Below are 25,253 nucleotides of genomic sequence, written 5' to 3' on the forward strand. Positions count from 1 at the left end.
GGTCAGGCCTGACCCCACGGGTCCTGGCGTCGTCGCGGCGGGGGGGTGAGCGGCGCCCCCGGGGGGATCGGCGGCGGCCCGGGGGGGCCCCCCCCCCGGGGGGGCCCCCGCCCCCGGCACGGCACCGGCCTCTGGGGTCTGGGCACGGACCTCTGGCCTCCGGCCTCACCGAAACGATCACCGCCCCGCCACATCCCGGCCCGCCGCACCACCGAGCCCGTCCCGCCCTTCCACAGTCGTGATCAATCCGCAACCAATTCCGGTCTTGACCGAGACCCATCAACCAGGCCCGTGATTACGCTCGCGCTCATGGCCGACTCCACACCCCCCACCCAGCTCACCGCGCAGCCCCCGCCCGACCGCCCCGTCTACGTCATCGGCGGCGGCCCCGGCGGGCTCTCCGCCGCGTACGCGCTGCGCGCCCGGGGCGTACGGGCCGTCGTCCTGGAGAAGTCCGACCGCGTCGGGGCGTCCTGGCGCCGCCACTACGACCGGCTGCGCCTGCACACCACGCGCCGCCTGTCCGCCCTGCCCGGGCTGCCGATGCCCCGACGGTTCGGGCGGTGGGTGTCCCGCGACGACGTGGTGCGGTACCTGGAGAAGTACGCCGAGCACCACCGCCTCGAGATCGTCACCGGTGTCGAGGTGTCCCGGGTCGAGCCGGCCCCCGACGGCACGGGCTGGCTGCTGCACGCCACCGGCGGACGGGAGCTGACCGGTGCCGCGGTCGTCGTCGCCACGGGCTTCAACCACACCCCGCGGCTGCCGGACTGGCCCGGCCGGGCCGCCTTCACCGGGGAGTTCCTGCACGCCGGCGAGTACCGCAACGGGAAGCCGTACGCCGGCCGGGACGTCCTCGTCGTCGGCGTCGGCAACACCGGCGCCGAGATCGCCGTCGACCTGGTGGACAGCGGCGCCTCCCGGGTCCGGCTGGCCGTGCGGACCGTCCCCCACCTCGTGCGCCGCTCGACCGCCGGCTGGGCCGCCCAGTACAGCGGCATCCTCGTCCGCCGGCTGCCGGTCGGCCTGGTCGACCGCGTCTCCCGGGTGCAGGCCAAGGTGGCCGTGCCCGACCTGTCGGCCCACGGGCTGCCGCGCCCCGACACCGGGTTGTACAGCAGGGTGAAGCAGGGGGCGATCCCGGTGCAGGACGTCGGGCTGACCGACGCCGTGCGCAAGGGCCGGGTCGAGATCGTGGCCGCCGTGGAGGGCTTCGAGGACGGAGGCAAGGTCCTGCTGGCCGACGGCACCCGGATATCCCCCGACGCCGTGATCGCCGCGACCGGGTACGTCCGTGCCCTGGAGGACCTCGTCGGCCACCTGGACGTGCTCGACAGCCGCGGCAGGCCGGTCGTCCGCGGCGCCCGCACCCCGCGCAACGCCCCGGGGCTGTACTTCACGGGCTTCACCAACCCGATCAGCGGCAACCTGCGCGAGACGGCGATCGACGCGGTGAGGATCGCGAAGGCCGTCGCACGCGACCGCTCGGGGCGGGTGTCCCGGCTGCCCGGCTGACCGGCCGGCTCCGCCGGGACCCGGCGCCACCTCAGGCCGCGACGACCACGTCCGCCGGCCTCCGCCGGATCACCAGCGCCATCAGCGCCGCCGCCGCGCACAGCGCCCCCGAGGCGTACCAGACCACGTCGTACGAGCCGAAGGCGTCCCGCGCCGCGCCGCCGAGGAAGGCCACCAGGGCCGCGCCGACCTGGTGGGAGGCGAGCACCCAGCCGAAGACGATGGCGCTGTCCTCGCCGTACTGCTCGCGGCACAGGGCGAGGGTCGGCGGGACCGTGGCGACCCAGTCGAGGCCGTAGAAGACGATGAAGAAGACCATCGGCGGGCGGACCTCGGGGGCCAGCAGGATCGGGAGGAACAGCAGGGAGACGCCTCGCAGCGCGTAGTAGACCGCCAGCAGGCGGCGCGGCTCGAAGCGGTCGGTGAACCAGCCGGAGGCGATCGTGCCGACGACGTCGAACACGCCGATGACCGCGAGCAGGGAGGCGGCGGCCGTGACGGGCATGTGGTGGTCGTGGGCCGCGGGGATGAAGTGGGTCTGGATCAGCCCGTTGGTGGAGGCGCCGCAGATCGCGAAGGTGCCGGCGAGCAGCCAGAACGGGCCGGTGCGCAGGGCCGAGAGGAGGACCGTCACCGCCCGGCGCGCGGCCCCGGGAACGGGTGCCGGCTTGGGCACGAAGTCGGCCGCCCCGTAGGGCTTCTGGCCCACGTCGGCGGGGTGGTCGTGCAGCAGGAGCCAGACGAACGGGACGACGGCCAGTGCCGCGAGCGCGACCGTGACGGCGGCCGGGCGCCAGTCGTACGTGGCCACGATCCAGGACAGCAGCGGCAGGAAGATCAGCTGCCCGGACGCCGAGGCGGCGGTGAGGATGCCGCTGACCAGACCGCGCCGCTCGGTGAACCAGCGGTTGGTGACGGTCGCCGCGAACGCCAGCGCCATGGAGCCGGAGCCGAGGCCGACCAGCAGGCCCCAGCAGAGCATCAGTTGCCAGGCCGCCGTCATCCAGACGGTCAGTCCCGAGCCGAGCGCGATCACGGTGAGCGCGACCGCGACCACCCGCCGGATGCCGAACCGGTCCATCAGGGCCGCCGCGAACGGGGCCGTCAGCCCGTACAGCGCGAGGTTGACGGAGACCGCCGCGCCGATCGTGCCGCGCGACCAGCCGAAGTCGTCGTGCAGCGGGTCGATGAGCAGTCCGGGGACGGAACGGAAGGCGGCCGCGCCGATGATCGTCACGAAGGTGACGGCGGCGACGAACCAGGCGCGGTGCACACGACGGCGACGGGGCTTCGGCGGCTGCTCGACGGCCGCTGCTTCGGTTGTCTGGGTCACGCCCTAGAGCATCAGGTCCCCGCGTTCCCGCAGCGAGTGGCCCGAGAGACAGCATTCGCTAGGATCAGGCCATGAGCCGTGAGACGGTGTTCCGCCCCCATCGCGTCGTCGTCCTCGCCCTCGACGGGCTGCTGCCCTTCGAACTGGGCATCCCGCACCGCATCTTCGGCCGCTCCCGCGACGACCGGGGCCGGTCGCTGTACGAGGTCGTGACCTGCTCCGTCCGGCCGCCCGGCCCGGTCGAGACGGACGCCGACTTCGCCGTCCACGTCCCCCACGGCCCGGAGGCCCTGGCCACCGCCGACACGGTGATCGTCCCGGCGTCGTACGCGCTCGGCCCCGAGGGTGTGCTGACGGAGGACCTCGCCGCCGCCCTCGCCCGCATCCGGCCGGGCACCCGGCTGGCCTCCATCTGCAGCGGCGCCCAGGTCCTGGCCGCCGCGGGCTACCTCGACGGCCGTCCCGCCACCACGCACTGGGCGGAGGCTGACCAGCTCCAGCGGCTCTTCCCGCGGGTGAGGGTCGACCCGGACGTGCTGTTCATCGACGACGGCGACGTCCTGACCTCGGCGGGCGTCGCGGCCGGCATCGATCTGTGCCTGCACATCGTGCGCCGCGACCACGGCGCCGCCGTCGCCAACGACGTGGCCCGCCGCACGGTCGTGCCGCCCCACCGCGACGGCGGTCAGGCGCAGTACATCGCGCGCCCGGTCCCGGACCCGCAGCAGGCCTCCACCACCACCGCCCGCGCCTGGGCCCTGGGCCGCCTCCACGAGCCGATCCAGCTGCGCGACATGGCCGCCCAGGAGTCCATGTCGGTGCGCACCTTCACCCGCCGCTTCCGCGAGGAGACCGGCGTCAGCCCGGGCCAGTGGCTCACCCGGCAGCGCGTCGAACGGGCCCGGTACCTGCTGGAGTCCACCGACCGCTCCGTCGACCAGGTGGCCCGGGAGGCGGGTTTCGGCACGGCCCAGTCGATGCGCCAGCACCTCCAGGCGGCCCTGGGCGTCACCCCCACCACCTACCGGCGCACGTTCCGGGCGGACAACGGCCCGGCCACGCCCTCCGGACGAGAAGACGAGGCGGCCGTTCCGGCCGAGGGGTGAGGACCACCCGGCACATGTTGTCCACAGGCTGTGGACAACATGTGCCGGGTGGTCGGGCGGCGGCGGGCCGCAACTGGATGGCGGCGCCGTGCCGCTCGCCCCGAGCACGGCAGCACGCGCCGCCACCCGACTCCGGCGCTCCCGCCCCGGCTTCCCCGCCCCCGGAGGAAGCCGGCGCCGCATCACGACTCGCACTCACCGAGGGCCGCCGGCGTCCGGGGCCCTCGCCGTCCCCTCGCGGCGAATCGCTGCTCATCAGCGTGAGCACATCGTCACGACGCGTCAACAGCCTTCAGGGCATTCGGGGCTTATGCGGCTTTCGGCATGGGCGCGCACGGAAGCACGTCCCGGCGCATCGCCGCAGCCTCCGCGGGGGCGGGCCGGCCCGGCGTGCACCCGTGCCCCGGGCGAGGGCGGCCCTACACCGCCTCGTACGCGGCGAGGCCCTCGCAGGCGGCTCCGCCGGCACCGCCGTAGGGGACCGCGCCTGCCCCGCACGACGCGGTGAGGTCGCGGGAACTCGCGCACCGGTCCAGTTCGCACCAGATGCGCTTGCCGGTGGCCTCCACGCTCCAGCCCCAGCGGTCGGCGAGGCCGTCGACGAGAGCGAGGCCCCGCCCGCCGGTCGCCCCGTCGCCGACGCACCGCGGCACGGGGGCCCGGCCGCTGCGGTCGGCGACCTCGAGGCGGACCGTGGCCTGCTCCGTCACCGCGGGCGGCAGCGACAGCCTGAGCACCGCGGGACGGCCGGTGTGGACCACGGCGTTGGTGACGAGCTCGGAGACGAGCAGGACCAGTGTCTCGGCGAGCGGCTCATCGGCCTGTATACCCGACCCGGCCAGGCGGGAGCGGGCCCACCGCCGGGCACGCCCCACCTCTGCGGGGTCGGGCCGGATCTCCAGCTGCACTTGAAGCACCTGCACCGCTCACACCATCCGAACCGGCGGACACTTAGGCTCGCGCCTCACGAGGGCCACGATCGTAGCCATTTTCTGCATGGCCAGAACAGTGGCCGGGACAGGAATCACGGAACGTGAATTCCCTGTGGGACAGCATGGTTGACGTACAGTCACGCCAACAAGCGCTTCGGGCATATTCCAGCGCGAAGGAGTACCCGTGCGGCATACTGTGCGACGCTCGCCACAGGCAGTCGAACAGGCGGTGCCACCGGGTCCCACCACGCTCAGAGCCACTCGCATCTGTCACAAGGTACCGGAGCGGCCGTCGACTCCGGGCGGTGACGAGTCACAGGGCGGACACAAGCCGATCCCCACGCTCCGTGATCACGGTGTGCCACGATCCGCGACATCCTTCCCGGCTCTGATGACGACGGCCCAGCCAGAAGGCACTTCGGCCCGTTTCTCTCACCAGGTCACACTCGCGGGTCCCTTCACTCTCCGTCACACCGCTCGCACGGTGGGTTCGAACCTGTGCGCGCGTGGCATCCGCGGACGGCTTCGGCGCGGCGCACGTCGGCCCCGTCGGCGCGGGCAGGCCCGACGGTCGGCCGAACTGCGCGCACGGCCGGGCGTGTTGCGCTTCCCTCGCGGTGCCGGGCACTTGGGGCGGCAGGGGCTTGGCCAACGGCCGCCGTTCGGGAAGGCGTTCACGCGGTCGCGGGGTGCGGGCCCCTGAACGCGCCCGGCCGGACCGTGCGGTGGGAGCGAACCGGGCCCGGTGGGGGCGCGGTGGGCGCCCACCCGGGCCCGGTGGAAGGCCGGCTCGGTCCGGCCGGAGACGGGGGCGACTACTCGGGCACCTACTCGGGCACCGTGAAGTAGCGGGCGAAGGCGGGTACGACCTCGGCCTCGCCCACCCTGCCGTCGCCGTCGGCGTCGAGGGCGGCGGCGGCCAGGCCGGCGGTCTCCTCGGGTACTCCGAGGCACTTCAGGACGCGGGCGGCCTGCTCGACCGTCGCGGTGCCGTCCCCGTCGGAGCCGGCGACGTCGAGTGCCGCGTGCAGGAAGGGCCGGGCGATCTCGGCGAACCGGTCGGGGTTGTCGCGCAGGCGCTTGAGCGCGCCGTTGACGAACTCCTCGCGTGTGATGCGCTGGTCGCCGTCGCGGTCCGCGATCCCCGCCATGCCCTGCCAGAAGGCCTCGGCGCCGCCGTACAGCGCCTGCCCCTTGTCGGAGCGGGCCGCCACGGCGAACTCCCCGAGCAGCGCCTTGGCCGCTCCGTAGAAGTCCTCGCGGTCGATGTAGCCGTTGCCGTCCTGGTCGAAGGTGGCGAACCGGCCGGCGATCCTGCGCTCGTTCTCGCTGCTGACCATGTCTGTCTCGGGCCGCCTTAACGTCGGGTGGGGTGCCTATCGCTCGGAGCGTACGACGGAGGGAGCGGTTCGGGCGCGGGATGACGTCACTTGTGCCGGGACCGGGGTGATTCCGGGACAACGGCGTGGCGGAACGGCGGCGGTCGGCCTGCGGTGCGTCACCGCGACCTCACGCGGACAGCGGTTCGCCCTCGTCGCCCAGGGCCTCCTCCACATCGCCGTAGACGTCGAACAGCCTGCGCACGCCCAGCGCGCCGAGGACCCGGTTGACGTGGGACCCGTCGGCCGCGCCCCGGGCGGGCAGCACCATCCGCAGCCGGCCCTGGCAGGAGCGGATCAGCCGGCGGGCGGCGATCAGCACGCCCACTCCGCTGGAGTCGCAGAAGAACACCTCGGACAGGTCGAGGACGAGGCAGTGGTGCCCCTCGGCCACCACGTCGTGCACCCGCTGCCGCAGCAACGGCGACGTCATCAGGTCCAGCTCGCCCGACACTCGGAGCAGGGCCCATTCGCCCTGCTCCCCGCCGGTCACTTTGAAGGTCACCACCAAGCCCCTCGCTCGCCGAAACGGAAGCAGTACCTACGCTTCCTTGCAGCGCGGCTGCCCAGCGGGCGTTTCCCCGAAACGCGACCCGAAAAACGGATCCCCCACAGAAGCGGCTTGTTTCAGTCGACTTCGATCCCGTTCGATCCCCTTCCGTCAGGTCTGATCGGAGGGCGACGGGGTAGGCGCGGCCCCGAAGGAATGCGGCACGAAGGTCGGCGGGCCCTTACCACCTGCGGCCGGTCAGGGGGCGCACATTGCCGCAAAGGGGCGTGCGCCGCCGTGCGTGCCGACTACATTCGAGGAGAGCCGGGACAGGCCGGACAGGACACGGGCGCGCGACACGAGCAGGGGGTGAGGGGGCCGCATGGCGAGGGAGGACGTACCGCCGCGCTGGGACCGCACGATGCAGCAGCGTCTCGCCCGCGGGGAGACCGCCGCCCTCTGCGAGCTCTACGACCGGTTCGCCTCCCTCGTGCACGGCCTCGCCCACCGCGTCCTCGGCGACGAACACGCAGCCGACGGCATCACCCGCGAGGTCTTCGTCCACGTCTGGGAACACCCCGACTCCTACGACCCCCGGCAGGGCCCGCTGCGCACCTGGGTCGCCACGCTGACCCACCGGCTCGCGGTGCAGCGGTTGCGTACCACGGAGACCGCCGCACGCGCCCTCGAAGGCTCCGGCAGCGCCGAGGAGCTGGAGCAGCGGGTGCGCAGCGCCGCCGTCGCCGCCCGCGCCGACTACATCGTCCAGTCCATGCCTGCACCGCTGCGCTCGGCGCTGGAGCGGGCCTACTTCCAGCGCCGCGACTACCGCCAGACCGCCACCGACCTCGGCATCACGCAGGACGAGGCCCGCCGCCGCCTGCGCCTCGGCCTGCAGTTGCTCTCCACCGCCCACGACACGCAGGCCCCGGGCGCACCGCCCGGATACGGGGGTGCGGCGTGAACGGCCCGGACCGTTTCGAGGCGTACGGCGACCCTGAGGGGGAGGGCGGCGGCCACGAGGAGCCGGACGGGACCGGCGCCCCGACCCCGCCGGCCGGTTCGGGCGATCACGGCGTCCCGAACGGGCCGGGCGGCCCCGAGGACTCCGGACCGGACCGGCCGCCGCGCATCCCCCCGCCCCGGGGTTCCGTCGAGGACGGCGGGCCGCTGCCCGCGCCGGCGGACCTCGGCGACACGGCACCGGCACGCCCCGTGTTCGAGCACACCGTGCTGAAGTCCCTCATCGGCGCCTGGGCGCTGGCCGCCTGCTCGGCCGAGGAGGCCACCGCCGTCGAGGAACACCTCGGCGCGTGCGGCACGTGCGCCGACGAGGCCCGGCGGCTGCGCGAGGCGGTCGGGCTGCTGCAGCGGCCCGAGAGCCTCGACCTGGACCCGGGCCTGCGGACGCGCGTGCTGGAGAGCTGCCTGGAGCGGCGCCCGCCCCGCATCCCGGTGCCGGACTGGGCCACCGCGTACGACGCCGAGACCGCGCGCCTGGACGCCCTGCTGCAGGACTTCGGCGAGGCCGAGTGGCACGCTCCCGTCCGGCTGCGCTGGTTCCGGGGCGGGGAGCCGACGACCCGCCGGACCACCGTCGCCGGGGTCATCGCCCATCTGCTCAGCGTGGACGGGCTGGTGTCGGTCGCGCTCGGCCTGGACGACCCGCTCGGCGAGGTCCGGGCGCAGCGCCCGACCCCGGCGGCCCGCACCGAGGCGTACTGGCGCGCCTCCCAGGTGTCGCCCACCCGTGCCGTGCGCACGCCCTGGCGGGAGCAGAGCCACAACCTGGTGCGCACGGTGTCCTTCACCGGCGGCGGCGCAGGACGGCTGCCGATCCCGTACGGGGACTTCGAACTGCCCCTGCACGACGCCATGCTCGACCGGGCCTTCGAGTGCTGGGTGCACGCCGAGGACATCGCGGGCGCCGTCGACTACCCCTACGACCCGCCCTCACCGCGCCACCTGCACCGCATGATCGACCTGGCGGCACGCATGCTGCCGACGGCCCTGGCCCACCGCCGCCAGGCCGGCCTCGCGACCGCAGTCCGCCACCGCCACCTGGTGGCCGCGGGCGAACCGGGCCGCAGCCTCCGGCTGGAGATCGAGGGCTCGGGCGGCGGCGAGTGGCTGATCCCGCTGGACTCCCCCGCGGCGAAGGGCTCCGCCGAGTACGAGGTGGCCCATGTCGCCCTGGACGGCGTCGAGTTCTGCCGCCTGGCCGCCGGCCACGTCCCTCCGCAGGAGGCGGCGGCGGGCCAGGTCGGGGACACGGAGGCGATCAGGGATGTCCTCCAGGCGGCCGCGTCACTGAGCAGGATGTAGCGACCGGCCGCGGGGAAACGCCCCCAGGGGCGCGGGAAACCGCGCGCACGCCACGCACCACCCGCACCCGCCCGCGCGACGGAACGCCCCGAACCTCTAGGCGAAGACGACCGTCCGCCGCCCGTTGAGCAGGATCCGCCGCTCGGCGTGCCACTTCACGGCCCGCGCCAGCGCCTGGCACTCCACGTCCCGCCCGATCGCCACCAGCTGGTCCGGCGTGACGTCGTGCCCGACGCGCTCGACCTCCTGCTCGATGATCGGCCCTTCGTCGAGGTCGGCCGTGACGTAGTGAGCCGTGGCCCCGATCAGCTTCACGCCCCGGGCGTGCGCCTGGTGGTACGGCTTCGCGCCCTTGAAGCTCGGCAGGAACGAGTGGTGGATGTTGATGATCCGCCCGCTCAGCCGTTTGCACAGGTCGTCCGAGAGGACCTGCATGTAGCGGGCCAGCACGACCAGCTCCACGCCCTCCTCGCGCACGATCTCCAGCAGCCGCGCCTCGGCCTCCGGCTTGGTGTCCCTGGTCACCGGGATGTGATGGAAGGGGATGTTGTAGGACGCCACGAGCTCCGCAAAGTCCGTGTGGTTGGAGACCACACCGGCGATCTCCACCGGCAGCGCCCCGATCCGCGCGCGGAACAGCAGGTCGTTCAGGCAGTGCCCGAACCTGCTGACCATCAGCAGGATGCGCATCCCCTCGTCGCCCCGGTTGATCTGCCAGTCCATCTGGAAGGAGTCACCGATGGCGGCGAAGCTGGCCCGCAGCTTCTCCACCGTCACGGGGGCGTCCGCCGAGAAGTGGACCCGCATGAAGAACAGTCCCGTGTCGTGGTCGCCGAACTGCTGGCTGTCCTCGATGTTGCAGCCGGTCATGAACAGGTAGCTCGACACGGCGTGCACGATGCCCTTCCTGTCCGGGCAGGAGAGGGTGAGGACGTACTGGTCGGGCGGGGCCGCGGCGCTGGTGGACTGCTCGTTCATGCGGGACAGGTTCCCACAAGGGGCCGCGGCCCCGGCAATCGTTCCGCTAGGCGGACCTCGTCATGATCCGCAGCACCTCCAGGCTGCGCGGCGGCGTGTCCGGCTCCTCGCCGTCGCTCGCGGCGAGCCGTACGTGCGCCTCCCGGGCCGCCCGGACCGCCTCCGGCCATCCCTCGTGCTCCAGGTAGGCGGCGACGGGGGCGTCCGGCCCGACCTGGTGCATGATCCGCAGCACCCGCAGCACGGCCGTGTCGACGAGGGCGGCCTCCTGCGGGTCACGGAAGATCGTGCCGACGTACTTCTCTGCGGACCAGTGGTCCAGCCAGGTGTCCTCCACCAGCCGGTAGACCGCGTCGGTCACGTCCCCGTAGCCGTCCACGCCGGCCAGCCAGACGTCCCGCTGGAACCCGGGGTCGGAGAGCATGTGCAGCGCCGAGCGCACGTTGCTGCGCCAGCGCCACCACGGCATGTCGTTGACAGGCATGCCGCCCATGGTGGAGGAGCGACGGCCACGTCGGGAAGGGTTCTCCGAAGCTTGCACGGTCATCGATCGTACGTTCCCCTCCACATCGATCACACCGACCCCCGCAATTCACCTGTATGTCACGAATTATTGAACAGCGATCACTCGCCGGTTAGCCGTGTGGCGGAATCGTGCGGAAACATGACCGGAAGGCGACACACTCGCAGCACATTCCTCCCCGGACTCCTCACCCGTCACGCCAGAAAAGGCGTCCTCGCCGCGGGCGCGGCGGCCGCGTGTGTCTCGCTCCTCGCCGGCTGCGGGGTCGTCCCCGGTGCCACGGGGGGCGCCGGGGACGCCCCGATCACCGTGATGACGTGGGCGCCGGAGAAGACCAAGGCCACCAACAAGCCCGGCATGCCCGCCTTCGCCCGCGCCTACGCCCGCTGGGTCAACGCCAACGGCGGGATCAACGGCCGCGAGCTCAACGTGGTCACCTGCAACGACCACAACGACAGCGTGGCCGCCGCGAAGTGCGCCCGGCGGGCCGCCAAGGAGAACGTGGTCGCGGTCGTCGGATCCTACAGCCAGTACGCCGACTCCTTCTTCCCGTCCCTGGAGGGCGCGGGCATCCCCTACATCGGCGGCTACGGCATCACCAACGCCGAGTTCACCAGCCCGCTGTCGTACCCGGTCAACGGGGGTCAGCCCGCGCTGCTGGCCGGACTCGGCAGCGCGCTCGCCGACTGCGGGCCGGTCGTGCTGGTCCGGCCCGACACCATCGCGGGCGACCAGCTGCCGCCGCTGCTCGACTCGGGCCTGAAGGCGGGCGGCCACGAGGCCTCGCGGGACGAGCGGGCGGCCGAGGACGCCACCGAGTACGACGGGCAGGCCGAGCGGGCGCTGCGCGCGACGACCCGGGACCCCGCGCGGGAGGGCTGTGTGGTGCCCGCGCTCGGGGACCGCACCGGCACCTTCATGGACTCCTTCCGCAGGGCCCGCGCGGACCACCACGAGGTCCGGACCGCCACCGTGCTCGGCAGTGTCGACCAGACGGTGATCGACGCGACCGGCGGGGCGTCGGGGCCGTACGAGGGCTCGTACATCACCGGCTGGTACCCGGTGGCGAGCGACCCGCGCTGGGACGCGATGAAGCGGGTGATCCGCGAGGAGGCCTTCGGCGACAACCGCATCGACCCCGCGGACGCCGGTGTGCAGACCACGTGGATCGCCTACACGGTGTTCCGGAAGGCCGTCGAGTCCCTCGGAGACGCGGAGGTGACCGCCGACTCGGTGAGGCAGGCCCTCGACGACGGCCTGCGCATCGACACGGGCGGGCTCACACCGATGCTGCGGTGGCAGTTCCAGGACGAGCTCGCCTCGGTCGGCTTCCCGCGGCTGGTCAACGCCGACGTGACCCTCCAGGTGGTGCGGGCAGGACGGCTGGTGTCGGCGCGCAAGGGCTTCGTCGACACCACGCGGACCCTGCAGGACGCCGACGTGACCTACTGAGCGGCCGGGGCGGCGGTCCGCGCCGCCCCGGCCGTCCCGGTCACAGCTGCGTCGGCTGGCGCTCGGTCAGGCCGTACGACTTCGCGATGCCGTTCCACAGCGCGGCCGCCTTGGCCTTCTCGCTGCTCGCGACGCCGCTGGCGCGGTTGCCGGCCTGCGTCTGGCCGGTGACACGGGCCTGGTCCTTCTTGCAGCCCTTCTTCCCGGCGGCCTGGTCGGCCCAGGCGGCGTAGTGGTCGTCGGCCGCGGCCGAGGCCTGCCAGGCCTTGGTGAGGGCGGTGGTCAGCGCGGCGTGGTCGGGCAGCTTGTCGACCTCGATGCCGCGGAGCCGGGTGACCAGCTGGTTGCGCTGCTTGGCCGCCTCGCGCAGGTCCTTGGCGGCCTGGGCGAGGTTGTCGCAGCCCTTGACGTCGGCGACCGCGTTGATCACGGTGCTGCGGCTGTCGCCGCTGTCGGCGAGCAGCTTGTCCAGCTCGACCGCCTGGGCACGGGCCGGGTCGGCGGAGGGTGAGGCGGAGTCCTCCGTGGCGGGTGCGGAGGCGGCCACGGTCTTGTTGTCGTCGCCCTCCCCGTCGTCGCCTCCGCCGCCGGCGAGCAGCGCTCCGGCGCCGACGCCGAGGACGGCGATGCCGACGCCGACTGCGGCGATGACGGGGACGCGCGAGCCGGTGCGGCCGCCGCGCGAGCGGCCCCCGCCGGGCGGGGTGCGGGAGGGCTGCGCAGCGGCGTACGCGGGCTGCGGCTCCTCGATGCGGGGCAGCTGCTGCGTGGCCCCGGCCGGGCCGGCGGCGCCCTGGTCGCTGCGGAAGAGGTGCCCGAAGTCGTCGGGAGGCTGCTGGTCCCCGCCGGGCACCGGCGCCATGTACTGCGTCGCCTCGGCGTCCGGGTTCGAGGCGGGCTGCAGCGGCCCGGCTCCCGCTCCGGCCAGCGGGCCGGTTCCCAGGAACCGCGTCGCCTCGGGGTCCTCCCCGGAGGACGACTCGGGCGGCATGGTGCCGGACCGGACCGGGGGTATGTACTGCGTCGCCCCCTCGTCGGCTCCGGGGGCGACGGGCGGCAGGTACTGCGTGGGCGCGGCGTTCGCGTCCGGTGCGACGGGGGGTATGTACCGGGTCGCGGCCTCGTCGGAGGGCTGCTGCGGGCCTCCGCCGCCTGCCGCACCGTAGGGGCCCCCGTGCGACGGCGCCGGGCCGCCCGCCGCGGGGTTCCCGTACGCGTCCGGGGCCTGCGGCAACGGGCCCGGCCCGGCCGGGGAGCCGTACGCGTCGGCGGCCTGCGGCAGGCCGCCTCCGGCGGGAGAGCCGTATCCGTGGGTGACCTGCTGCTGCGGGCCGCCGTGCCCCGCCCCCTCGGGGGGCAGCGGGGATGCGCCGCCCTGGGTGCCGTACGAGCCGTAGGGGTCGCCGCCCGCGGGCGGCTGTGCGGAGTACGCGTTCGGGGGCTGGGCGCCCTCCGGGGGGAGCGCGCCGGGCGCCTGGTGCCGGTCGTCCCACGCCGGCTGCTCCGGCGTACCCCACTGCTGCTGTTGCTGCGGGGGCTGCCAGGTCTGGCCCGGCTGGGGCGGGGTCTGCTGGTCGGGGCCCCAGGGCTGGCCCCACGTGCGGCCCTCGTCGGGGGCCGCGGGCTGGGCGGGCCGGTGGGCCTCGCCGGGGCCGCCCGCCGCGCCCGGCAGCAGGGGCTCGCCACCGTCGGAGGGCAGCACGATGCCTTCGCGCGCGGGGCGCGCCGAGGGCTCCTCGCCCTGTCCACTCTGCGTCACCGGGACTCCTAGCCATGGGGGACCTTGTGAATCGTCGGGTCACGCTACCGGGTCCCCGGAGCCCGGTGCCACGCAGCACGGGACCCGGCCTCCCGCCCTGCGAGCGCGGTAACACCAGCGGGTCACGGCACGCCGCCTTCCTCACCTCCCGCGCGCCGGGCGGCCGTTTCCCGCGTGTTCACGCATCCGCGCACCGTGTGTTCACGCGGCGGCCTGCAGCTCCAGCCGCGCCCCGAACTCCCTTACCACCGCCTCGTCCTGATAGGGCTCCAGCCGCTGCTGGAAGTCCTCCAGGTACTCGGCGCCCCGGTTGGAGCGGAGCCCCTCCAGCAGTTCGACGGCCTTCATGCCCGTGTTGCACGCCTCCTCGATCTCGCGCTGCTGCACCTGTGCCGTGGCGAGCAGCACATAGCCGATGGCCCGGCGCCGCGCCCGCGTCTCGGGATGCCCGGCCAGGGACTCCTGCGCGCACCGCGCCGCCGCGTCCGCCTGCCCGAGGTCCCGGTGGCAGTGCGCCAACTCGTCGGCGAGATACGCCTCGTCGAAGTGCGCGATCCACACCGGGTCGTCCCCGGCGGCCGGATCGGCCGCCTCCAGGGCGCTCATCGCGCGCCCCGCAGCGGACTGGGCGGCGCGCGCGTCGCCCATGAGGGCGTGCCCGCGCGCCTCCGCCGCCAGGAACATGGACTCCGCGCGCGGCGTCGCGCGCCCCCGCGCCCCCTCCTGCGCGGCCCTGGCCAACTGCGCGATCTCCCGCGGGTTTCCGAGCTGCGCGGCGAGGTGGCTCATGGAGGCCGCCAGCACGTAGCCGCCGTAGCCGCGGTCCCCGGCCGCCTGCGCGAGCCGCAGGGCCTGGATGTAGTAGCGCTGCGCCAGGCCCGGCTGACCGGAGTCGACGGCCATGTACCCGGCGAGTTCGGTCAGCCGCGCGACCGCCGCGAACAGGTCCCGGCCCACCGCCTCCCGGTACGACCCCGCCAGCAGCCCGGAGACCACGCTGTTGAGGTAGTGCACGACGACGGGCCGCACGTGCCCGCTGCCGTACTGGTGGTCCAGCTCCACGAGCGCCTGCGTCATGTCCCGCACCGCCTGCACGTCGGACTGCCCCACCCGGGGCCCGGCCGAGCGCGACACCTGCGGGTCCGGCGCCGAGATCAGCCAGTCGCGGCTCGGCTCGACGAGCGCGGACGCGGCGACCGAGGAGCCGGACAGGAAGTCCCGCCGCCCCACGTCGCTGCGCCACAGCTCGCAGACCTGCTCGATGGCCCCGAGGACCGTCGGGGAGAACTGCAGGCCCACGCCCGAGGCGAGGTTCTTGCCGTTGGCCATGCCGATCTCGTCGATCGTGACCGTACGGCCGAGCTTGCGGCCCAGCGCCTCGGCGATGATCGCCGGGGCCCGGCCCCGCGGCTGCTGCCCGCGCAGCCAGCGCGCCACGGACGTCTTGTCGTAGCGCAGGTCGAGTCCGTGTTCGGCCCCGCACATGTTGACGCGGCGGGCGAGGCCGGCGTTGGAGCATCCGGCTTCCTGGATGAGCGCCTGGAGCCGTTCGTTCGGCTGCCGGGCGACAAGCGGCCTTGCGGCCATGGCGTACCCCCTGTGGCTGCGGTGCCTGCCCACGCACCGAGTTGACGTGTCTTCCGCGGCCGGGGCCCCCTCGCGTCCCGGCGAAGGAATCCGGCCGTGAAGATCAATGCCCCGCCGGCCAGGCGAAAATGCGAGGCATGTGAGGATTGCCGGGGTTGCGGCTGCTGCCGGCCCCCCTCGTGGCTACCCAGCCCCGGCCCCGGATCCTCCCGCGCGCCCCCGCACATGCACCCATGCGCCCCGGCCACCGGGCCGGTGCTCCTCCCCGCGCAGGCCCGTATCGGGGTGCTCCCCGAGGGACTGCGGTTGTTCGAGCGGCTGTCGGGGCGGGAACTGCTGGCGTACTCCGGCCGGTTGCGTGGTCTGCCCGGTGCCGAGGTGGACCGGCGTGCCACGCAGCTGCTCGACGTCCTCGACCTGGCCGGCGCCCGGCACAAGCCGGTCGTCGACTACTCGACCGGCATGCGCAAGAGGATCGGGCTGGCCGCCGCCCTCCTCCACAATCCCGAAGTGCTGTTCTTGGACGAGCCGTTCGAGGCGACCGGGGCGTGGGCGTCGGCCCGCTTCCCCTACTCGATCCCGGAGGAGGGCTACAGGAACGTCGCCCCCGGGCAGACCGGGCTCGCCTGGAGCTCGGTCTTCGGCGGGAGGACGGCCGCCGCCCTGCTGTGCGCGCCCGTCATCGCGCTCACGATCTGGCTGAACCCGAGCGCGGCGGCGACGGCCTCGCGTGGCTGGTGCTCCCCGTCGGCACCGCCTACGGGGCGTTGCTGACCGCGGTGGGGCTGCGGCTGGCCACCCCGCGGACCTCCCGGCGGCTGCCGGAGATCCTGGGGGCGGTCAGCAAGGGGTGAGGCGTGAGGCGGGCGGTGGTCTCAGCCGTCGTCGAGCGCGTCCAGGAAGGGTTCGATGGCCGCGCGCCAGGCCTCCGGCTGGTCGTAGTGCACGAGGTGACCGGCGTCGGCGACCTCCGCGTACTGGCCGCGGGGCAGGACGCGGACCATCTCCTGGGCCTCGGCCCGGCCCAGCTCGCCGTCGAGGCCGCGCACGACCAGGGCGGGGCACCGGACCTGCGCCAGCTCCTCCCAGTGCGCGTCGTGCACCCAGGTCTCGCGGGTGCGGAGCATCTGCTCCGGGTCGAAGACGGGGCGCCAGCCGTCCGGGGACTCGGTCATCGACTCGGCGTAGAACGCGCCGCGGGCCGGATTGGGCCGCTCCACCCAGGGGTCGTCCTCGCCGAACCACTTGCGGACGTCGGCGAGCGTGGCGAAGGGCAGCGGCCAGGACGTGAACCACTGGTCCCACTCACGCTGGGAGGCGGCGCCGAGCGCGGAGGCCCGCATGTCGCAGATGATCAGCCCGCGGACCAGGTCGGGGCGCCGGGCGGCGAGCTGCCAGGAGGTCAGGGCGCCCATGGCGTGGCCGATGAGGACGACCGGGTCGAGGCCGAGCTGTTCGAGTACGGCCTCGGCGTCGTCGACGTAGGCGTCGCGGGTGAAGGAGCCCTGCGGGGGCTTGTCGCTGCGGCCGTGGCCGCGCTGGTCGAGGGCGACCGCGCGGTAGCGGCCGGAGAGCCAGCGGGCGGTGGGCGCCCAGTGCGAGGCGCGGCCCATCAGACCGTGCAGTAACAGCACGCCCGGGGAGCCCTGCGCGTTCTGGGCGCACTGTGCCTCCACGTCCTGGTCCGCGTGCGCCGGATCGGGCTTGGGCGGGTCACCGAACTCCCAGGCCGCGAGGCGTACGCCGCCCGTCCCGGTCACGTCGATGCGTCGCGCCATGTCCTGGCACCCCCAAGCTTCGCGCGGGCCGCGGCCGCTGTGGCCGGTCGGTCCTGTGAACCGTGCTCTGCCTGCTGTCCCTGTCGTGCCGTTTCCGTGAGTGAACCTGTGCCCTGAGTATCCGTCGACGTGCGCGGTTCACGGACCCGCGCCGTCCACAGACTATCGAATACGCTTTCGAAGTTGCCGTTCCGGCCGGCAACACCCCTCGTTCGAGTGACCATCGGCGGGGATTGATCGGCGCCGTGGAGGGGAGATCTTCAGCGGGAGGCGGACCGCTCGGGGAAACCGGTCCGAGGGGAATGACCCTGAGAGCTCGGGGCTCCGGGTCAGCACAGGGGAGGACGGGCCCCGGCGCCGCAGGGCGCCGGGGCCCTCTCCGTCCCTACGGCACATCCTCCCGCCCCCTCCCCGGCCGGGCGGCATCACCGCCGGACCCCGGCCGAGAGCCCCTCAGGTCATATGCCTCACGCGACAGCGTCGCACGGGATGCCTCCGAGCGCTGCCCTTCGACGGACTGAATCCCGGATTCGGTACGGATCACGCCACCTCCTCAAGCGCGCTGCGCACAGGGGGAGTTGACACCACGCGCGGGCCACCACCGGCCGGGAACACGACAGGCCGGACACGGGAGGCGCGGGCCACCACCGGCCGGGAACACGACAGGCCGGACACGGGAGGCGCGGGCCACCACCGGCCGGGAACACGACAGGCCGGACACGGGAGGCGCGGGCCACCACCGGCCGGGAACACGGCCAGCCGGCGGAAGAGGGCGCAGGCCACCACCGGCCGGGAACACGGCCAGCCGGCGGAAGAGGGCGCGGGCCGCGACCGGCCGGGACGGGACGGGCCGTCCCGGTGGGCACACCCCGTCCGCCGATCAGACCGGCACGCCGCCACGGGCGGTCGGCGCACCGTCCCCCGCCCGTCAGGCCACCGGCAGGTTCAGGGCTTGGCCACGAACACGTGGGAGGCCACGTCCGACTCCAGCTCGGCCGCCTCGCCGCCGCTGCCCACCAGGACGCCGCCCGGCGACTCCGTCACACTCACCACCGAGCCGGGCTGCACGCCCGCCCGCCGCAGCGTGTACATCAGCTGCGCGTCCGTCTGGATCGGCTCGCCGATGCGGCGGACCACGACCGTCTTGCCCTCGGCGCCCGGGTCGAGGCTGGCCAGCGACACCATGCCCTCGTCCAGGAACGGGTCGGCCCCGTCCTTCTCGCCGAGCTCCTCGAGACCCGGGATGGGGTTGCCGTACGGCGACTCCGTCGGGTGCCGCAGCAGCTCCAGCACCCGGCGCTCCACGGCCTCGCTCATCACGTGCTCCCAGCGGCACGCCTCCGCGTGGACCTGCTCCCACTCCAGGCCGATCACGTCGACCAGCAGGCACTCGGCGAGGCGGTGCTTGCGCATCACGCGCGTGGCCAGGCGGCGCCCCTCGTCGGTGAGCTCCAGATGCCGGTCGCTGGCGACGGACACCAGGCCGTCCCGCTCCATCCGCGCCACGGTCTGGCTGACCGTCGGCCCACTCTGGTCGAGCCGCTCGGCGATCCGGGCGCGCATGGGGACCACGCCCTCTTCTTCCAGCTCGAGGATGGTGCGGAGATACATCTCCGTGGTGTCGATCAGTCCGGACATACGTGCCCCTCGAGTGAGATCTGCCGGAGGCTGGACGGCTCACCGGCGCGTGCGCTGGCCCTGCTCCCAATTCTGCCGGATGCCACCGACAACCGTGCCGCCGGAGGGAGCGGCGCCCGCGGAGCTGCCCGCGAGGCCGTATTGACACAGCAGTGGTCCAGACCGCACCGTGATGCGCGACACAAGCCGCCGAGGCCAGCCGGAAGGGGCCCGTATGAGCGACCGCACGCCGGCCGGTCAGTTCCTCGACGCCGCGATCGAACTGCTGCGGCGGGTCCGAGACGAGGAGGCGGACCGCATCACGGCCGCCGGGGCGCTCCTCGCCGACACCGTCGCCGACGGCGGCCGCCTGTTCGCCTTCGGCGCCGGGCACTCCTCGCTCGCCGCCCAGGACCTCGTCTACCGGGCCGGCGGCCTCGCCCTGATGAACCTGCTCGCCGTGCCCGGTGCCGTCGGCGTCGACGTCATGCCCGCGCCCCTCGGCTCCGCCCTGGAACGGGTCGACGGCCTCGCGAGCGCGGTCCTCGACAGCTCACCGCTGCGCGCGGGCGACGCCCTGCTGATCATCTCCCTGTCCGGGCGCAACGCCCTGCCCGTGGAGATGGCCATGAAGGCACGCACCCTCGGCGTCAAGGTCATCGGCGTGACCTCGGTGGCGTACGCCTCGCAGACGTCGTCCCGGCACAGCTCGGGCACGTACCTCAAGGACCACTGCGACCTCGTGCTCGACTCCAAGATCGCGGTCGGGGACGCGGAACTCACCCACGACAGGGTGCCCGCCCCCTTCGCCCCGGCCTCCACGGTCGTCACCTCGGCCCTCCTCCAGGCCGTCATGGCCACGACCGCCGCCACCCTCGCCGACCGGGGCGTCGAACCGCCGCTGCTGCGCTCCGGGAACGTCGACGGCGGGCACGACTGGAACGCCCGGGTGATGGAGCGGTACGGGGACCGGATCTTCTACCGGCACTGAGCCGGCCGCCCCGGCGGGTCACGTACCGTCCGACAGGCCCGCCAGATCCAGCGCCGCCGCGACCCGTACCGCCACGTCCTCCGCGTACGTCGCGTCGGACCGCTCGAACGCGCCGCGGCCGGCGCCGCGCAGGAACGTCACCACGCCCAGCGTGCGGCCCCGGCTGCGCAGCACCGCGCACAGGGCGTGCACCGCGTCCGGCGGCCACCGCCGGGCCAGCGCCCACTCCCGCGCCTCCGGCGGCGGAACCGGTCCCGCGCTCGCCCGCAGCGTCCCGACGCGCTCCACGCACTGCAGCGCCGGATGCCCCTGCGGATACCGCACGGGCAGTCCCGGCCCGCCCGCCAGCCTGCTGGGCCCCGGAGCCCCGGCCGGCGTCGCCGCCATCCGCACCAGCCGCACCGGACCCTCGGATTCCCCGTCCACCGGGGCACCGCCCGCCACCCGGTCGATCAACGCGTGGTCGGCGAATCCGGCCAGGGCGAAGTCCAGGTGGACGGTCGCCGCCTCCGCCGGGTCCTCGCACTCCGCGGCCGCCCGCGACGCCCGGTGCAGCTGCTGCGCCCGGAACCGCAGCAGCGACGCCTCCTGCTCGCCCTGCTTCAGATCCGTCACGTCCTGGAACAGCCAGCCCACGCCCAGCGGCACCGGCTCCTCCGCCAGCGGCGACGCCAGCCGCAGGAAGCCGCTGCGCCAGCACCGGCGCCGCTCCCCCTCCGGCGTGCGCACACTCACCCACACCTCGGCCGGCGCGGGGGGCGCGCCCTCCGCCAGCACGTGCTGCAGCGCGGACTCCAGCTCCTCCACCCCCTGCGACAGCAGCTCCCCGAGCGGCCGTCCCAGCACCGACGTACGGCCGATGCCCAGCGCCCGCGCCGCGTGCGCGTTCACCACGGCCGGACGCAGGTCCACGTCCACCAGCACGACACCCCAGCCGGCGTCCTCGAACAGTGCCTCGCTGAGCGCGATCGACCGCTCCAGGTCGATCTGCGCGTGCACCTCGCTGAACGCGCAGTACACCCCCGCCGGCTTCCCGTCGGCCCCCCGCACGGCCGCCGACTGCGTCCGTACGAGCACCCGCCCGCCGTCCTTGGTCAGCAGCGCGAACTCGTGCACCTGCCGGCCGGGGGCGTGCATCGCCGACAGCAGCCGCCCCTCGACCTCCTCGGCGTCCGCGCTGCGCAGGGCCCATCCGGCGAGGCCGCGGCGGCCCACCGCCTCCTCGGGGCTCCAGCCCAGGATGCGCTCGGCCTCGCGGTTCCAGTGCGTGACGACCCCGTCGGCGTCGAAGGCGCACAGCGCCGCGTCCATGCCGTCGAGCAGAGCGGCAAGCAGATCCGAACCATCCGACCCGTCCCGCCCGGGCTCGTCCGGCCCCAGCTCGTCGGTGGTCCCACTATGCCGGGAAGCACTCACCTGGACCCCCTGCAGGCTGCGTCCGCACGTACGGCACGTCGGTTCGCCGCGTGCGTTTCATTCAACTGGAACGTGACTCAGCGCACACCGAGTTCCCACAACATGAACAGAATCGTTGTACGCGACCGATCACCGCGTCAACGCCCGGGAGCCGCACCGCTCCCCCGGCGCGCCTCCACCTCTATCTCGATCCTCATCCGCGGGTCCGCCAGCCCGCACACCATCATCGTCGCGGCCGGGAGCACCTCGCCGAAGCACTCCCGCAGGACCGGCCAGCACGGCTCGAAGTCCTCCCGGTCGGGCAGCAGGTACCGCACCCGCACCACGTCCGCGAACGTCGCCCCCGCCTGAGCCAGCGCCGCCCCCACGTTGCGCAGGCACTGCGCCGCCTGCTCCACCACGTCGTCGGAGATCGTCATGTCCGAGTAGTCGAACCCCGTCGTCCCCGACACGTGCACCCGGTCGCCGTCCACCACGGCCCGGGCGTACCCGATCCGCTCCTCGAACACCGAACCACTGAGAATCGCCCGCCGCTGCTGCTTCATACGCCGCACGCTAGACGGCCTGTCAAGATCTCCGGAAAAAAACAGTTGAGCGATCGGCGAAGCGCTCCTTAGGGTGGCAAGCACTTCAGAAGGGAGGTGGTTCGGCAGATGTACACATACCGGACGGAAGAGGTGGCTGCGGGCTAGCGGCCCGTCACCACGCTCAGTGCGGTGCCGGACCAGCGCGTGATCGGAGCGCGCAGCCGGCCCAATCCCAGGCAGTCACCCGACCCGCGAGTCGCCGGTACGTCCGGCCGGCTCCTCCTCACGGAGGACCGGACTCGCGGGTCGTCTGCGTGTGACGCGGCGACGGGTCAGTGCGCGATGTCGCCGTAGCCCTCGATCTCGCGCGGGTCGCGGCTGCCCGGGCCGGTGTAGCGGGCCGAGGGGCGGACCAGGCGGCCCGTGCGCTTCTGCTCCAGGATGTGCGCCGACCAGCCGGCCGTCCGGGCGCAGGTGAACATGGACGTGAACATGTGCGCCGGGACCTCGGCGAAGTCCAGGACGATGGCCGCCCAGAACTCGACGTTGGTGGCGAGGACGCGGTCGGGGCGGCGGGCGTGCAGCTCCGCAAGGGCCGCCTTCTCCAGCGCCTCGGCGACCTCGAAGCGGGGCGCTCCCAGCTCGCGGGCCGTGCGGCGCAGCACCCTGGCGCGCGGGTCCTCCGCGCGGTAGACGCGGTGGCCGAAGCCCATGAGGCGCTCGCCCTTGTCGAGGGCCCTCTTGACGTAGGCCTCGGCGTCGCCGGTGCGCTCGATCTCCTCGATCATGTGCAGCACCCGGGACGGGGCGCCGCCGTGCAGGGGGCCGGACATGGCGCCCACCGCGCCCGACAGCGCCGCGGCCACGTCCGCGCCGGTCGAGGCGATGACCCGTGCCGTGAAGGTGGAGGCGTTCATGCCGTGCTCCGCGGCGCTCGTCCAGTACGCGTCGACGGCCGCCACGTGCTTGGGGTCCGGCTCGCCCCGCCAGCGGATCATGAAGCGCTCGACGACGGAGCGGGCCTTGTCGATCTCGCGCTGCGGCACCATGGGCAGGCCCTGGCCGCGGGCCGACTGGGCCACGTAGGACAGGGCCATGACAGCCGCCCGGGCCAGGTCGTCGCGGGCCTCCTCCACGTCGATGTCGAGGAGCGGTTTCAGGCCCCAGACCGGGGCCAGCATCGCCAGCGCGGACTGCACGTCGACGCGGATGTCGCCGGAGTGGACGGGGATGGGGAACGGCTCGGCGGGCGGCAGGCCGGGATTGAAGGCGCCGTCGACGAGCAGGCCCCAGACGTTGCCGAAGGAGACGTGGCCGACGAGGTCCTCGATGTCGACGCCCCGGTACCGGAGGGCGCCGCCCTCCTTGTCCGGTTCGGCGATCTCCGTCTCGAACGCGACGACTCCCTCGAGCCCGGGTACGAAGTCGGACATCAGGCGGCTCCTCATGAGGTAAGTGACAGATGGTGTCGGGTGGGACGGACGCACCAGGTGTCGGTCGGCTTGCGCAGCGGGCGGCCGTCCCGAGGATCCGCGGCCGTCTGCGGCGACTCGCGGTCCTGGCCGGCTGACCCTGTGGTGCCCCGTACGGCCGGCGGTCACCCAACCGGAACGGCAGGGAAACGATATCCCCGAGTGCCACCTTTGGGGAGGGTTCACGGCACTCAGTGCCAGTCAGTGACGAAGGACACCGTGCATACCGCGCATACGGCAAGATGACCGGGTGACCGACCGCGACGCCGTCCCCTTCGATCTGGCCTCGATGCGCAAGCACTACCGGGCCGAGGGGCTCTCCCAGAACGAGCTGGCCGCCACGCCCGTCGAGCAGTTCGCGCGCTGGTTCGGGCAGGCCGCGACCGACGGCGGGCTGTTCGAGCCGAACGCCATGATCGTGTCGACGGCCGACGCCGAGGGGCGGCCCAGCTCCCGCACGGTGCTGCTCAAGCACTTCGACGAGCACGGCTTCGTCTTCTACACGAACTACGACTCCCGCAAGGCGCGCGACCTGGCGGAGAACCCGTACGTCTCGCTGCTCTTCCCCTGGCACCCGATGGCCCGGCAGGTCATCGTGTCCGGGGTCGCGCGGCGCACCGGCCGGGACGAGACGGCGGCGTACTTCCGCACCCGGCCGCACGGCTCCCAGCTGGGGGCGTGGGCCAGCGTCCAGTCGTCCGTGATCGCCACGCGCGCCGACCTCGACGTGGCCTACGCCGAGCTGGCCGAGCGCTACCCCGAGGGCGAGCAGGTCCCGGTCCCGCCGCACTGGGGCGGGTTCCGCGTGGCGCCGCAGACGGTGGAGTTCTGGCAGGGCCGCGAGAACCGGCTGCACGACCGGCTGCGGTACGTCGAGCAGCACGACGGCAGCTGGCGGGTGGAGCGGCTCAGTCCCTGAGGCGGTGGAGCCGGGCCGGCACCGCCGTCAGCCCAGCGCCTCCTCCAGCAGCCCCGCCCACTGGGCCACCACATGTTCGCGCCGGGCCGCGTCGTCCGTGAGGAGGTTGGCCAGGCCCAGGCCGCGGGCCATGTCGAGCAGGCCCTGGACCGTCTCGCGGACGCCGGGGACGGACTCGTCGGCGGCGAGGAGCTCGACGGCTATGCGGTGGGTCTCGCGGCCGACGCGGGACTCGAGCTCGGTGACGCGGGGGCGCAGCTGCTCCTCGTTGGAGGCGGCGACCCAGAGGTGGAGGGCGGCGCGGAACAGCGGGCCGGTGTAGAGGTCGACCAGGGCGGCGACGACGGCGTGGCGGTCGCCGGCGGCGCCCTCGGGGAACAGGGCGCGCAGGGCGGTGGAGCGCTCCTCGGCGACGTACTCGACGGCCGCCGTGATCAGGTCCTCGCGGGTCGGGAAGTGGTGCTGGGCGGCACCGCGGGAGACGCCGGCGCGTTCGGCGACGACGGCGACCGTGGACCCCGCCCAGCCGTGTTCGGCCAGGCAGGACACGGCTGCTTCCAGGAGCCGCTGCCGGGTGGCCCGGCTGCGGTCCTGTTTGGGGACTCTCTCCGCACGGTCGACCGCGCTCACACCACCCATGCCGCATCCCGTCGTTCGAGGAAGGCCGTCATCCCCTCGCGTGCCTGCGGGGAGCCGAACAGCCGGGCCGAGAGCGCGGTCAGGTGGGCCGCGTCCCGGTCGAAGGTTTCCAGCACCCTAGCCGTGAGCAGTCGTTTCGTCTCGGCCAGGGCGTCGGGGGCGGAGGCGCGCAGGCCGTCGAGGATGGGCGCCAGGGCCGTGTCGACGTCGTCGGCGTACGTGCTGAGCAGGCCCGTCGCGGTCGCGGCCGGGGCGTCGAAGCGTTCGCCGGTGAGGTAGTAGCGCGCGAGGGCGCGCGGGTCGGCGCGGGGCAGCAGCGGCAGGGAGATGACCGCGGGCGCCACGCCGATGCGGACCTCCGTGAAGGCGAAGGTGGCCGCCGTGGAGGCGGCGGCGATGTCGCAGGCGGCCAGGAGGCCGAGGCCGCCGGCGCGGACGTGGCCCGTGACGCGGGCCACGACCGGGCGGGGGTAGGAGGCGATCTGGCGGGGGAGGGCGAGCAGGGGGCCGGGCTC

At 73.9% G+C, this 25,253-nt stretch carries 22 protein-coding genes and 1 pseudogene; 8 read left to right on the top strand and 15 right to left on the bottom strand.

Annotated elements, in window-relative coordinates:
• The first annotated feature begins 309 nt into the window (after positions 1-309).
• Positions 310-1,515, top strand: coding sequence for a flavin-containing monooxygenase (locus ACFW6P_RS06675; RefSeq protein WP_386423066.1), 1,206 nt, complete (start codon positions 310-312; stop codon positions 1,513-1,515).
• A gap of 31 nt (positions 1,516-1,546) precedes the next feature.
• Here the strand turns inward: ACFW6P_RS06675 and ACFW6P_RS06680 are convergent, their stop codons facing one another.
• Entirely contained in the window at positions 1,547-2,848 is a 1,302-nt protein-coding gene (locus tag ACFW6P_RS06680) for an MFS transporter (protein WP_386423067.1), read from the bottom strand.
• A 71-nt stretch (positions 2,849-2,919) separates the two neighbouring features.
• Between ACFW6P_RS06680 and ACFW6P_RS06685 the strand changes: the two genes are divergently transcribed.
• Positions 2,920-3,954, top strand: a complete 1,035-nt coding sequence (locus tag ACFW6P_RS06685) for a GlxA family transcriptional regulator (RefSeq protein ID WP_386423068.1) — start codon at positions 2,920-2,922, stop codon at positions 3,952-3,954.
• Between the two features lie 419 nt (positions 3,955-4,373).
• On the opposite strand, the gene ACFW6P_RS06690 is transcribed toward ACFW6P_RS06685, so the two are convergent.
• The 3 genes from ACFW6P_RS06690 to ACFW6P_RS06700 form a co-directional block, all read right to left on the bottom strand.
• Complete coding sequence (locus tag ACFW6P_RS06690; protein ID WP_386423162.1) at positions 4,374-4,862, bottom strand: ATP-binding protein; 489 nt, start codon at positions 4,860-4,862, stop codon at positions 4,374-4,376.
• 851 nt (positions 4,863-5,713) lie between these two features.
• Entirely contained in the window at positions 5,714-6,226 is a 513-nt protein-coding gene (locus ACFW6P_RS06695) for an EF-hand domain-containing protein (protein WP_386423070.1), read from the bottom strand.
• A gap of 169 nt (positions 6,227-6,395) precedes the next feature.
• Positions 6,396-6,776, bottom strand: a complete 381-nt coding sequence (locus ACFW6P_RS06700; RefSeq protein WP_386423072.1) for an STAS domain-containing protein — start codon at positions 6,774-6,776, stop codon at positions 6,396-6,398.
• A gap of 361 nt (positions 6,777-7,137) precedes the next feature.
• On the opposite strand from ACFW6P_RS06700, the gene ACFW6P_RS06705 reads away from it, so the two are divergent.
• Both ACFW6P_RS06705 and ACFW6P_RS06710 read left to right on the top strand, forming a co-directional pair.
• Positions 7,138-7,719 carry a sigma-70 family RNA polymerase sigma factor gene (locus tag ACFW6P_RS06705; RefSeq protein WP_386423073.1) on the top strand — a complete coding sequence of 194 codons (582 nt, stop codon included), beginning with the start codon at positions 7,138-7,140 and terminating at the stop codon, positions 7,717-7,719.
• On the top strand, positions 7,716-9,080 hold the full coding sequence (locus tag ACFW6P_RS06710; RefSeq protein WP_386423075.1) for a maleylpyruvate isomerase N-terminal domain-containing protein: 1,365 nt from the start codon (positions 7,716-7,718) through the stop codon (positions 9,078-9,080). The genes ACFW6P_RS06705 and ACFW6P_RS06710 overlap by 4 nt, the downstream gene beginning before the upstream one ends.
• Before the next feature lie 96 nt (positions 9,081-9,176).
• On the opposite strand, the gene purU is transcribed toward ACFW6P_RS06710, so the two are convergent.
• Together purU and ACFW6P_RS06720 are read right to left on the bottom strand one after the other, a co-directional pair.
• Positions 9,177-10,058 carry a formyltetrahydrofolate deformylase gene (gene purU, locus ACFW6P_RS06715; RefSeq protein ID WP_386347022.1) on the bottom strand — a complete coding sequence of 294 codons (882 nt, stop codon included), beginning with the start codon at positions 10,056-10,058 and terminating at the stop codon, positions 9,177-9,179.
• Positions 10,059-10,104: 46 nt separating this feature from the next.
• On the bottom strand, positions 10,105-10,605 hold the full coding sequence (locus ACFW6P_RS06720; RefSeq protein WP_386347024.1) for a hypothetical protein: 501 nt from the start codon (positions 10,603-10,605) through the stop codon (positions 10,105-10,107).
• 117 nt (positions 10,606-10,722) lie between these two features.
• Between ACFW6P_RS06720 and ACFW6P_RS06725 the strand changes: the two genes are divergently transcribed.
• Complete coding sequence (locus ACFW6P_RS06725) at positions 10,723-12,033, top strand: ABC transporter substrate-binding protein (protein ID WP_386423077.1); 1,311 nt, start codon at positions 10,723-10,725, stop codon at positions 12,031-12,033.
• A 40-nt stretch (positions 12,034-12,073) separates the two neighbouring features.
• On the opposite strand, the gene ACFW6P_RS06730 is transcribed toward ACFW6P_RS06725, so the two are convergent.
• Complete coding sequence (locus ACFW6P_RS06730; RefSeq protein ID WP_386423079.1) at positions 12,074-13,792, bottom strand: hypothetical protein; 1,719 nt, start codon at positions 13,790-13,792, stop codon at positions 12,074-12,076.
• Positions 13,793-13,993: 201 nt separating this feature from the next.
• Positions 13,994-15,379 (bottom strand): transcriptional regulator, encoded by a 1,386-nt coding sequence (locus tag ACFW6P_RS06735; protein WP_386347030.1) that lies wholly within the window; start codon positions 15,377-15,379, stop codon positions 13,994-13,996.
• Between the two features lie 270 nt (positions 15,380-15,649).
• Here ACFW6P_RS06735 and ACFW6P_RS06740 point away from each other — a divergent pair.
• Positions 15,650-15,916: pseudogene (locus tag ACFW6P_RS06740) on the top strand (ATP-binding cassette domain-containing protein); the annotation flags it as partial.
• 338 nt (positions 15,917-16,254) lie between these two features.
• Here ACFW6P_RS06740 and ACFW6P_RS06745 read toward each other — a convergent pair.
• Together ACFW6P_RS06745 and ACFW6P_RS06750 are read right to left on the bottom strand one after the other, a co-directional pair.
• Positions 16,255-17,157, bottom strand: coding sequence for an alpha/beta fold hydrolase (locus tag ACFW6P_RS06745; protein ID WP_386347032.1), 903 nt, complete (start codon positions 17,155-17,157; stop codon positions 16,255-16,257).
• A 945-nt stretch (positions 17,158-18,102) separates the two neighbouring features.
• Positions 18,103-18,795, bottom strand: a complete 693-nt coding sequence (locus ACFW6P_RS06750; protein ID WP_283971932.1) for a metal-dependent transcriptional regulator — start codon at positions 18,793-18,795, stop codon at positions 18,103-18,105.
• Between the two features lie 214 nt (positions 18,796-19,009).
• Here ACFW6P_RS06750 and ACFW6P_RS06755 point away from each other — a divergent pair, with 214 nt between their 5' ends.
• On the top strand, positions 19,010-19,765 hold the full coding sequence (locus tag ACFW6P_RS06755; protein ID WP_386347035.1) for an SIS domain-containing protein: 756 nt from the start codon (positions 19,010-19,012) through the stop codon (positions 19,763-19,765).
• Positions 19,766-19,783: 18 nt separating this feature from the next.
• Here ACFW6P_RS06755 and ACFW6P_RS06760 read toward each other — a convergent pair whose 3' ends face one another.
• The 3 genes from ACFW6P_RS06760 to ACFW6P_RS06770 all read right to left on the bottom strand — a co-directional run bounded on the left by ACFW6P_RS06760 (position 19,784) and on the right by ACFW6P_RS06770 (position 23,141).
• Positions 19,784-21,181 (bottom strand): PAS domain-containing protein, encoded by a 1,398-nt coding sequence (locus tag ACFW6P_RS06760; RefSeq protein ID WP_386347037.1) that lies wholly within the window; start codon positions 21,179-21,181, stop codon positions 19,784-19,786.
• A 137-nt stretch (positions 21,182-21,318) separates the two neighbouring features.
• Complete coding sequence (locus tag ACFW6P_RS06765; protein ID WP_386347039.1) at positions 21,319-21,726, bottom strand: RidA family protein; 408 nt, start codon at positions 21,724-21,726, stop codon at positions 21,319-21,321.
• Positions 21,727-22,040: 314 nt separating this feature from the next.
• Positions 22,041-23,141 (bottom strand): citrate synthase 2, encoded by a 1,101-nt coding sequence (locus ACFW6P_RS06770; RefSeq protein WP_386347040.1) that lies wholly within the window; start codon positions 23,139-23,141, stop codon positions 22,041-22,043.
• A gap of 289 nt (positions 23,142-23,430) precedes the next feature.
• Between ACFW6P_RS06770 and pdxH the strand changes: the two genes are divergently transcribed.
• Positions 23,431-24,099: a pyridoxamine 5'-phosphate oxidase gene (gene pdxH / locus ACFW6P_RS06775; protein ID WP_386347042.1), complete on the top strand. Its 669-nt coding sequence runs from the start codon at positions 23,431-23,433 to the stop codon at positions 24,097-24,099.
• A gap of 27 nt (positions 24,100-24,126) precedes the next feature.
• On the opposite strand, the gene ACFW6P_RS06780 is transcribed toward pdxH, so the two are convergent.
• Together ACFW6P_RS06780 and ACFW6P_RS06785 are read right to left on the bottom strand one after the other, a co-directional pair.
• The gene (locus ACFW6P_RS06780) at positions 24,127-24,738 is read right to left on the bottom strand and encodes a TetR/AcrR family transcriptional regulator (protein ID WP_386423081.1); all 612 of its coding nucleotides are present in this window, start codon (positions 24,736-24,738) and stop codon (positions 24,127-24,129) included.
• Positions 24,726-25,253, bottom strand: a 528-nt coding sequence (locus ACFW6P_RS06785) for an enoyl-CoA hydratase-related protein (RefSeq protein ID WP_386423083.1), incomplete at its 5' end; no start/stop codon positions are given. The genes ACFW6P_RS06780 and ACFW6P_RS06785, both read right to left, overlap by 13 nt.

Source organism: Streptomyces sp. NPDC058741 (assembly GCF_042746715.1).
Taxonomy (GTDB): domain Bacteria; phylum Actinomycetota; class Actinomycetes; order Streptomycetales; family Streptomycetaceae; genus Streptomyces.

Excerpts from the sequence above, each read along its gene's own strand:
- ACFW6P_RS06705 (WP_386423073.1), top strand. The coding sequence starts at position 7,138 with ATGGCGAGGGAGGACGTACCGCCGCGCTGGGACCGCACGATGCAGCAG.
- ACFW6P_RS06695 (WP_386423070.1), bottom strand. The coding sequence starts at position 6,226 with ATGGTCAGCAGCGAGAACGAGCGCAGGATCGCCGGCCGGTTCGCCACC.
- ACFW6P_RS06745 (WP_386347032.1), bottom strand. The coding sequence starts at position 17,157 with ATGGCGCGACGCATCGACGTGACCGGGACGGGCGGCGTACGCCTCGCG.
- ACFW6P_RS06720 (WP_386347024.1), bottom strand. The coding sequence starts at position 10,605 with ATGACCGTGCAAGCTTCGGAGAACCCTTCCCGACGTGGCCGTCGCTCC.
- ACFW6P_RS06770 (WP_386347040.1), bottom strand. The coding sequence starts at position 23,141 with ATGTCCGACTTCGTACCCGGGCTCGAGGGAGTCGTCGCGTTCGAGACG.
- ACFW6P_RS06675 (WP_386423066.1), top strand. The coding sequence starts at position 310 with ATGGCCGACTCCACACCCCCCACCCAGCTCACCGCGCAGCCCCCGCCC.
- ACFW6P_RS06765 (WP_386347039.1), bottom strand. The coding sequence starts at position 21,726 with ATGAAGCAGCAGCGGCGGGCGATTCTCAGTGGTTCGGTGTTCGAGGAG.
- purU (WP_386347022.1), bottom strand. The coding sequence starts at position 10,058 with ATGAACGAGCAGTCCACCAGCGCCGCGGCCCCGCCCGACCAGTACGTC.
- ACFW6P_RS06725 (WP_386423077.1), top strand. The coding sequence starts at position 10,723 with ATGACCGGAAGGCGACACACTCGCAGCACATTCCTCCCCGGACTCCTC.
- ACFW6P_RS06750 (WP_283971932.1), bottom strand. The coding sequence starts at position 18,795 with ATGTCCGGACTGATCGACACCACGGAGATGTATCTCCGCACCATCCTC.
- ACFW6P_RS06755 (WP_386347035.1), top strand. The coding sequence starts at position 19,010 with ATGAGCGACCGCACGCCGGCCGGTCAGTTCCTCGACGCCGCGATCGAA.
- ACFW6P_RS06735 (WP_386347030.1), bottom strand. The coding sequence starts at position 15,379 with ATGGCCGCAAGGCCGCTTGTCGCCCGGCAGCCGAACGAACGGCTCCAG.
- ACFW6P_RS06685 (WP_386423068.1), top strand. The coding sequence starts at position 2,920 with ATGAGCCGTGAGACGGTGTTCCGCCCCCATCGCGTCGTCGTCCTCGCC.
- ACFW6P_RS06780 (WP_386423081.1), bottom strand. The coding sequence starts at position 24,738 with ATGGGTGGTGTGAGCGCGGTCGACCGTGCGGAGAGAGTCCCCAAACAG.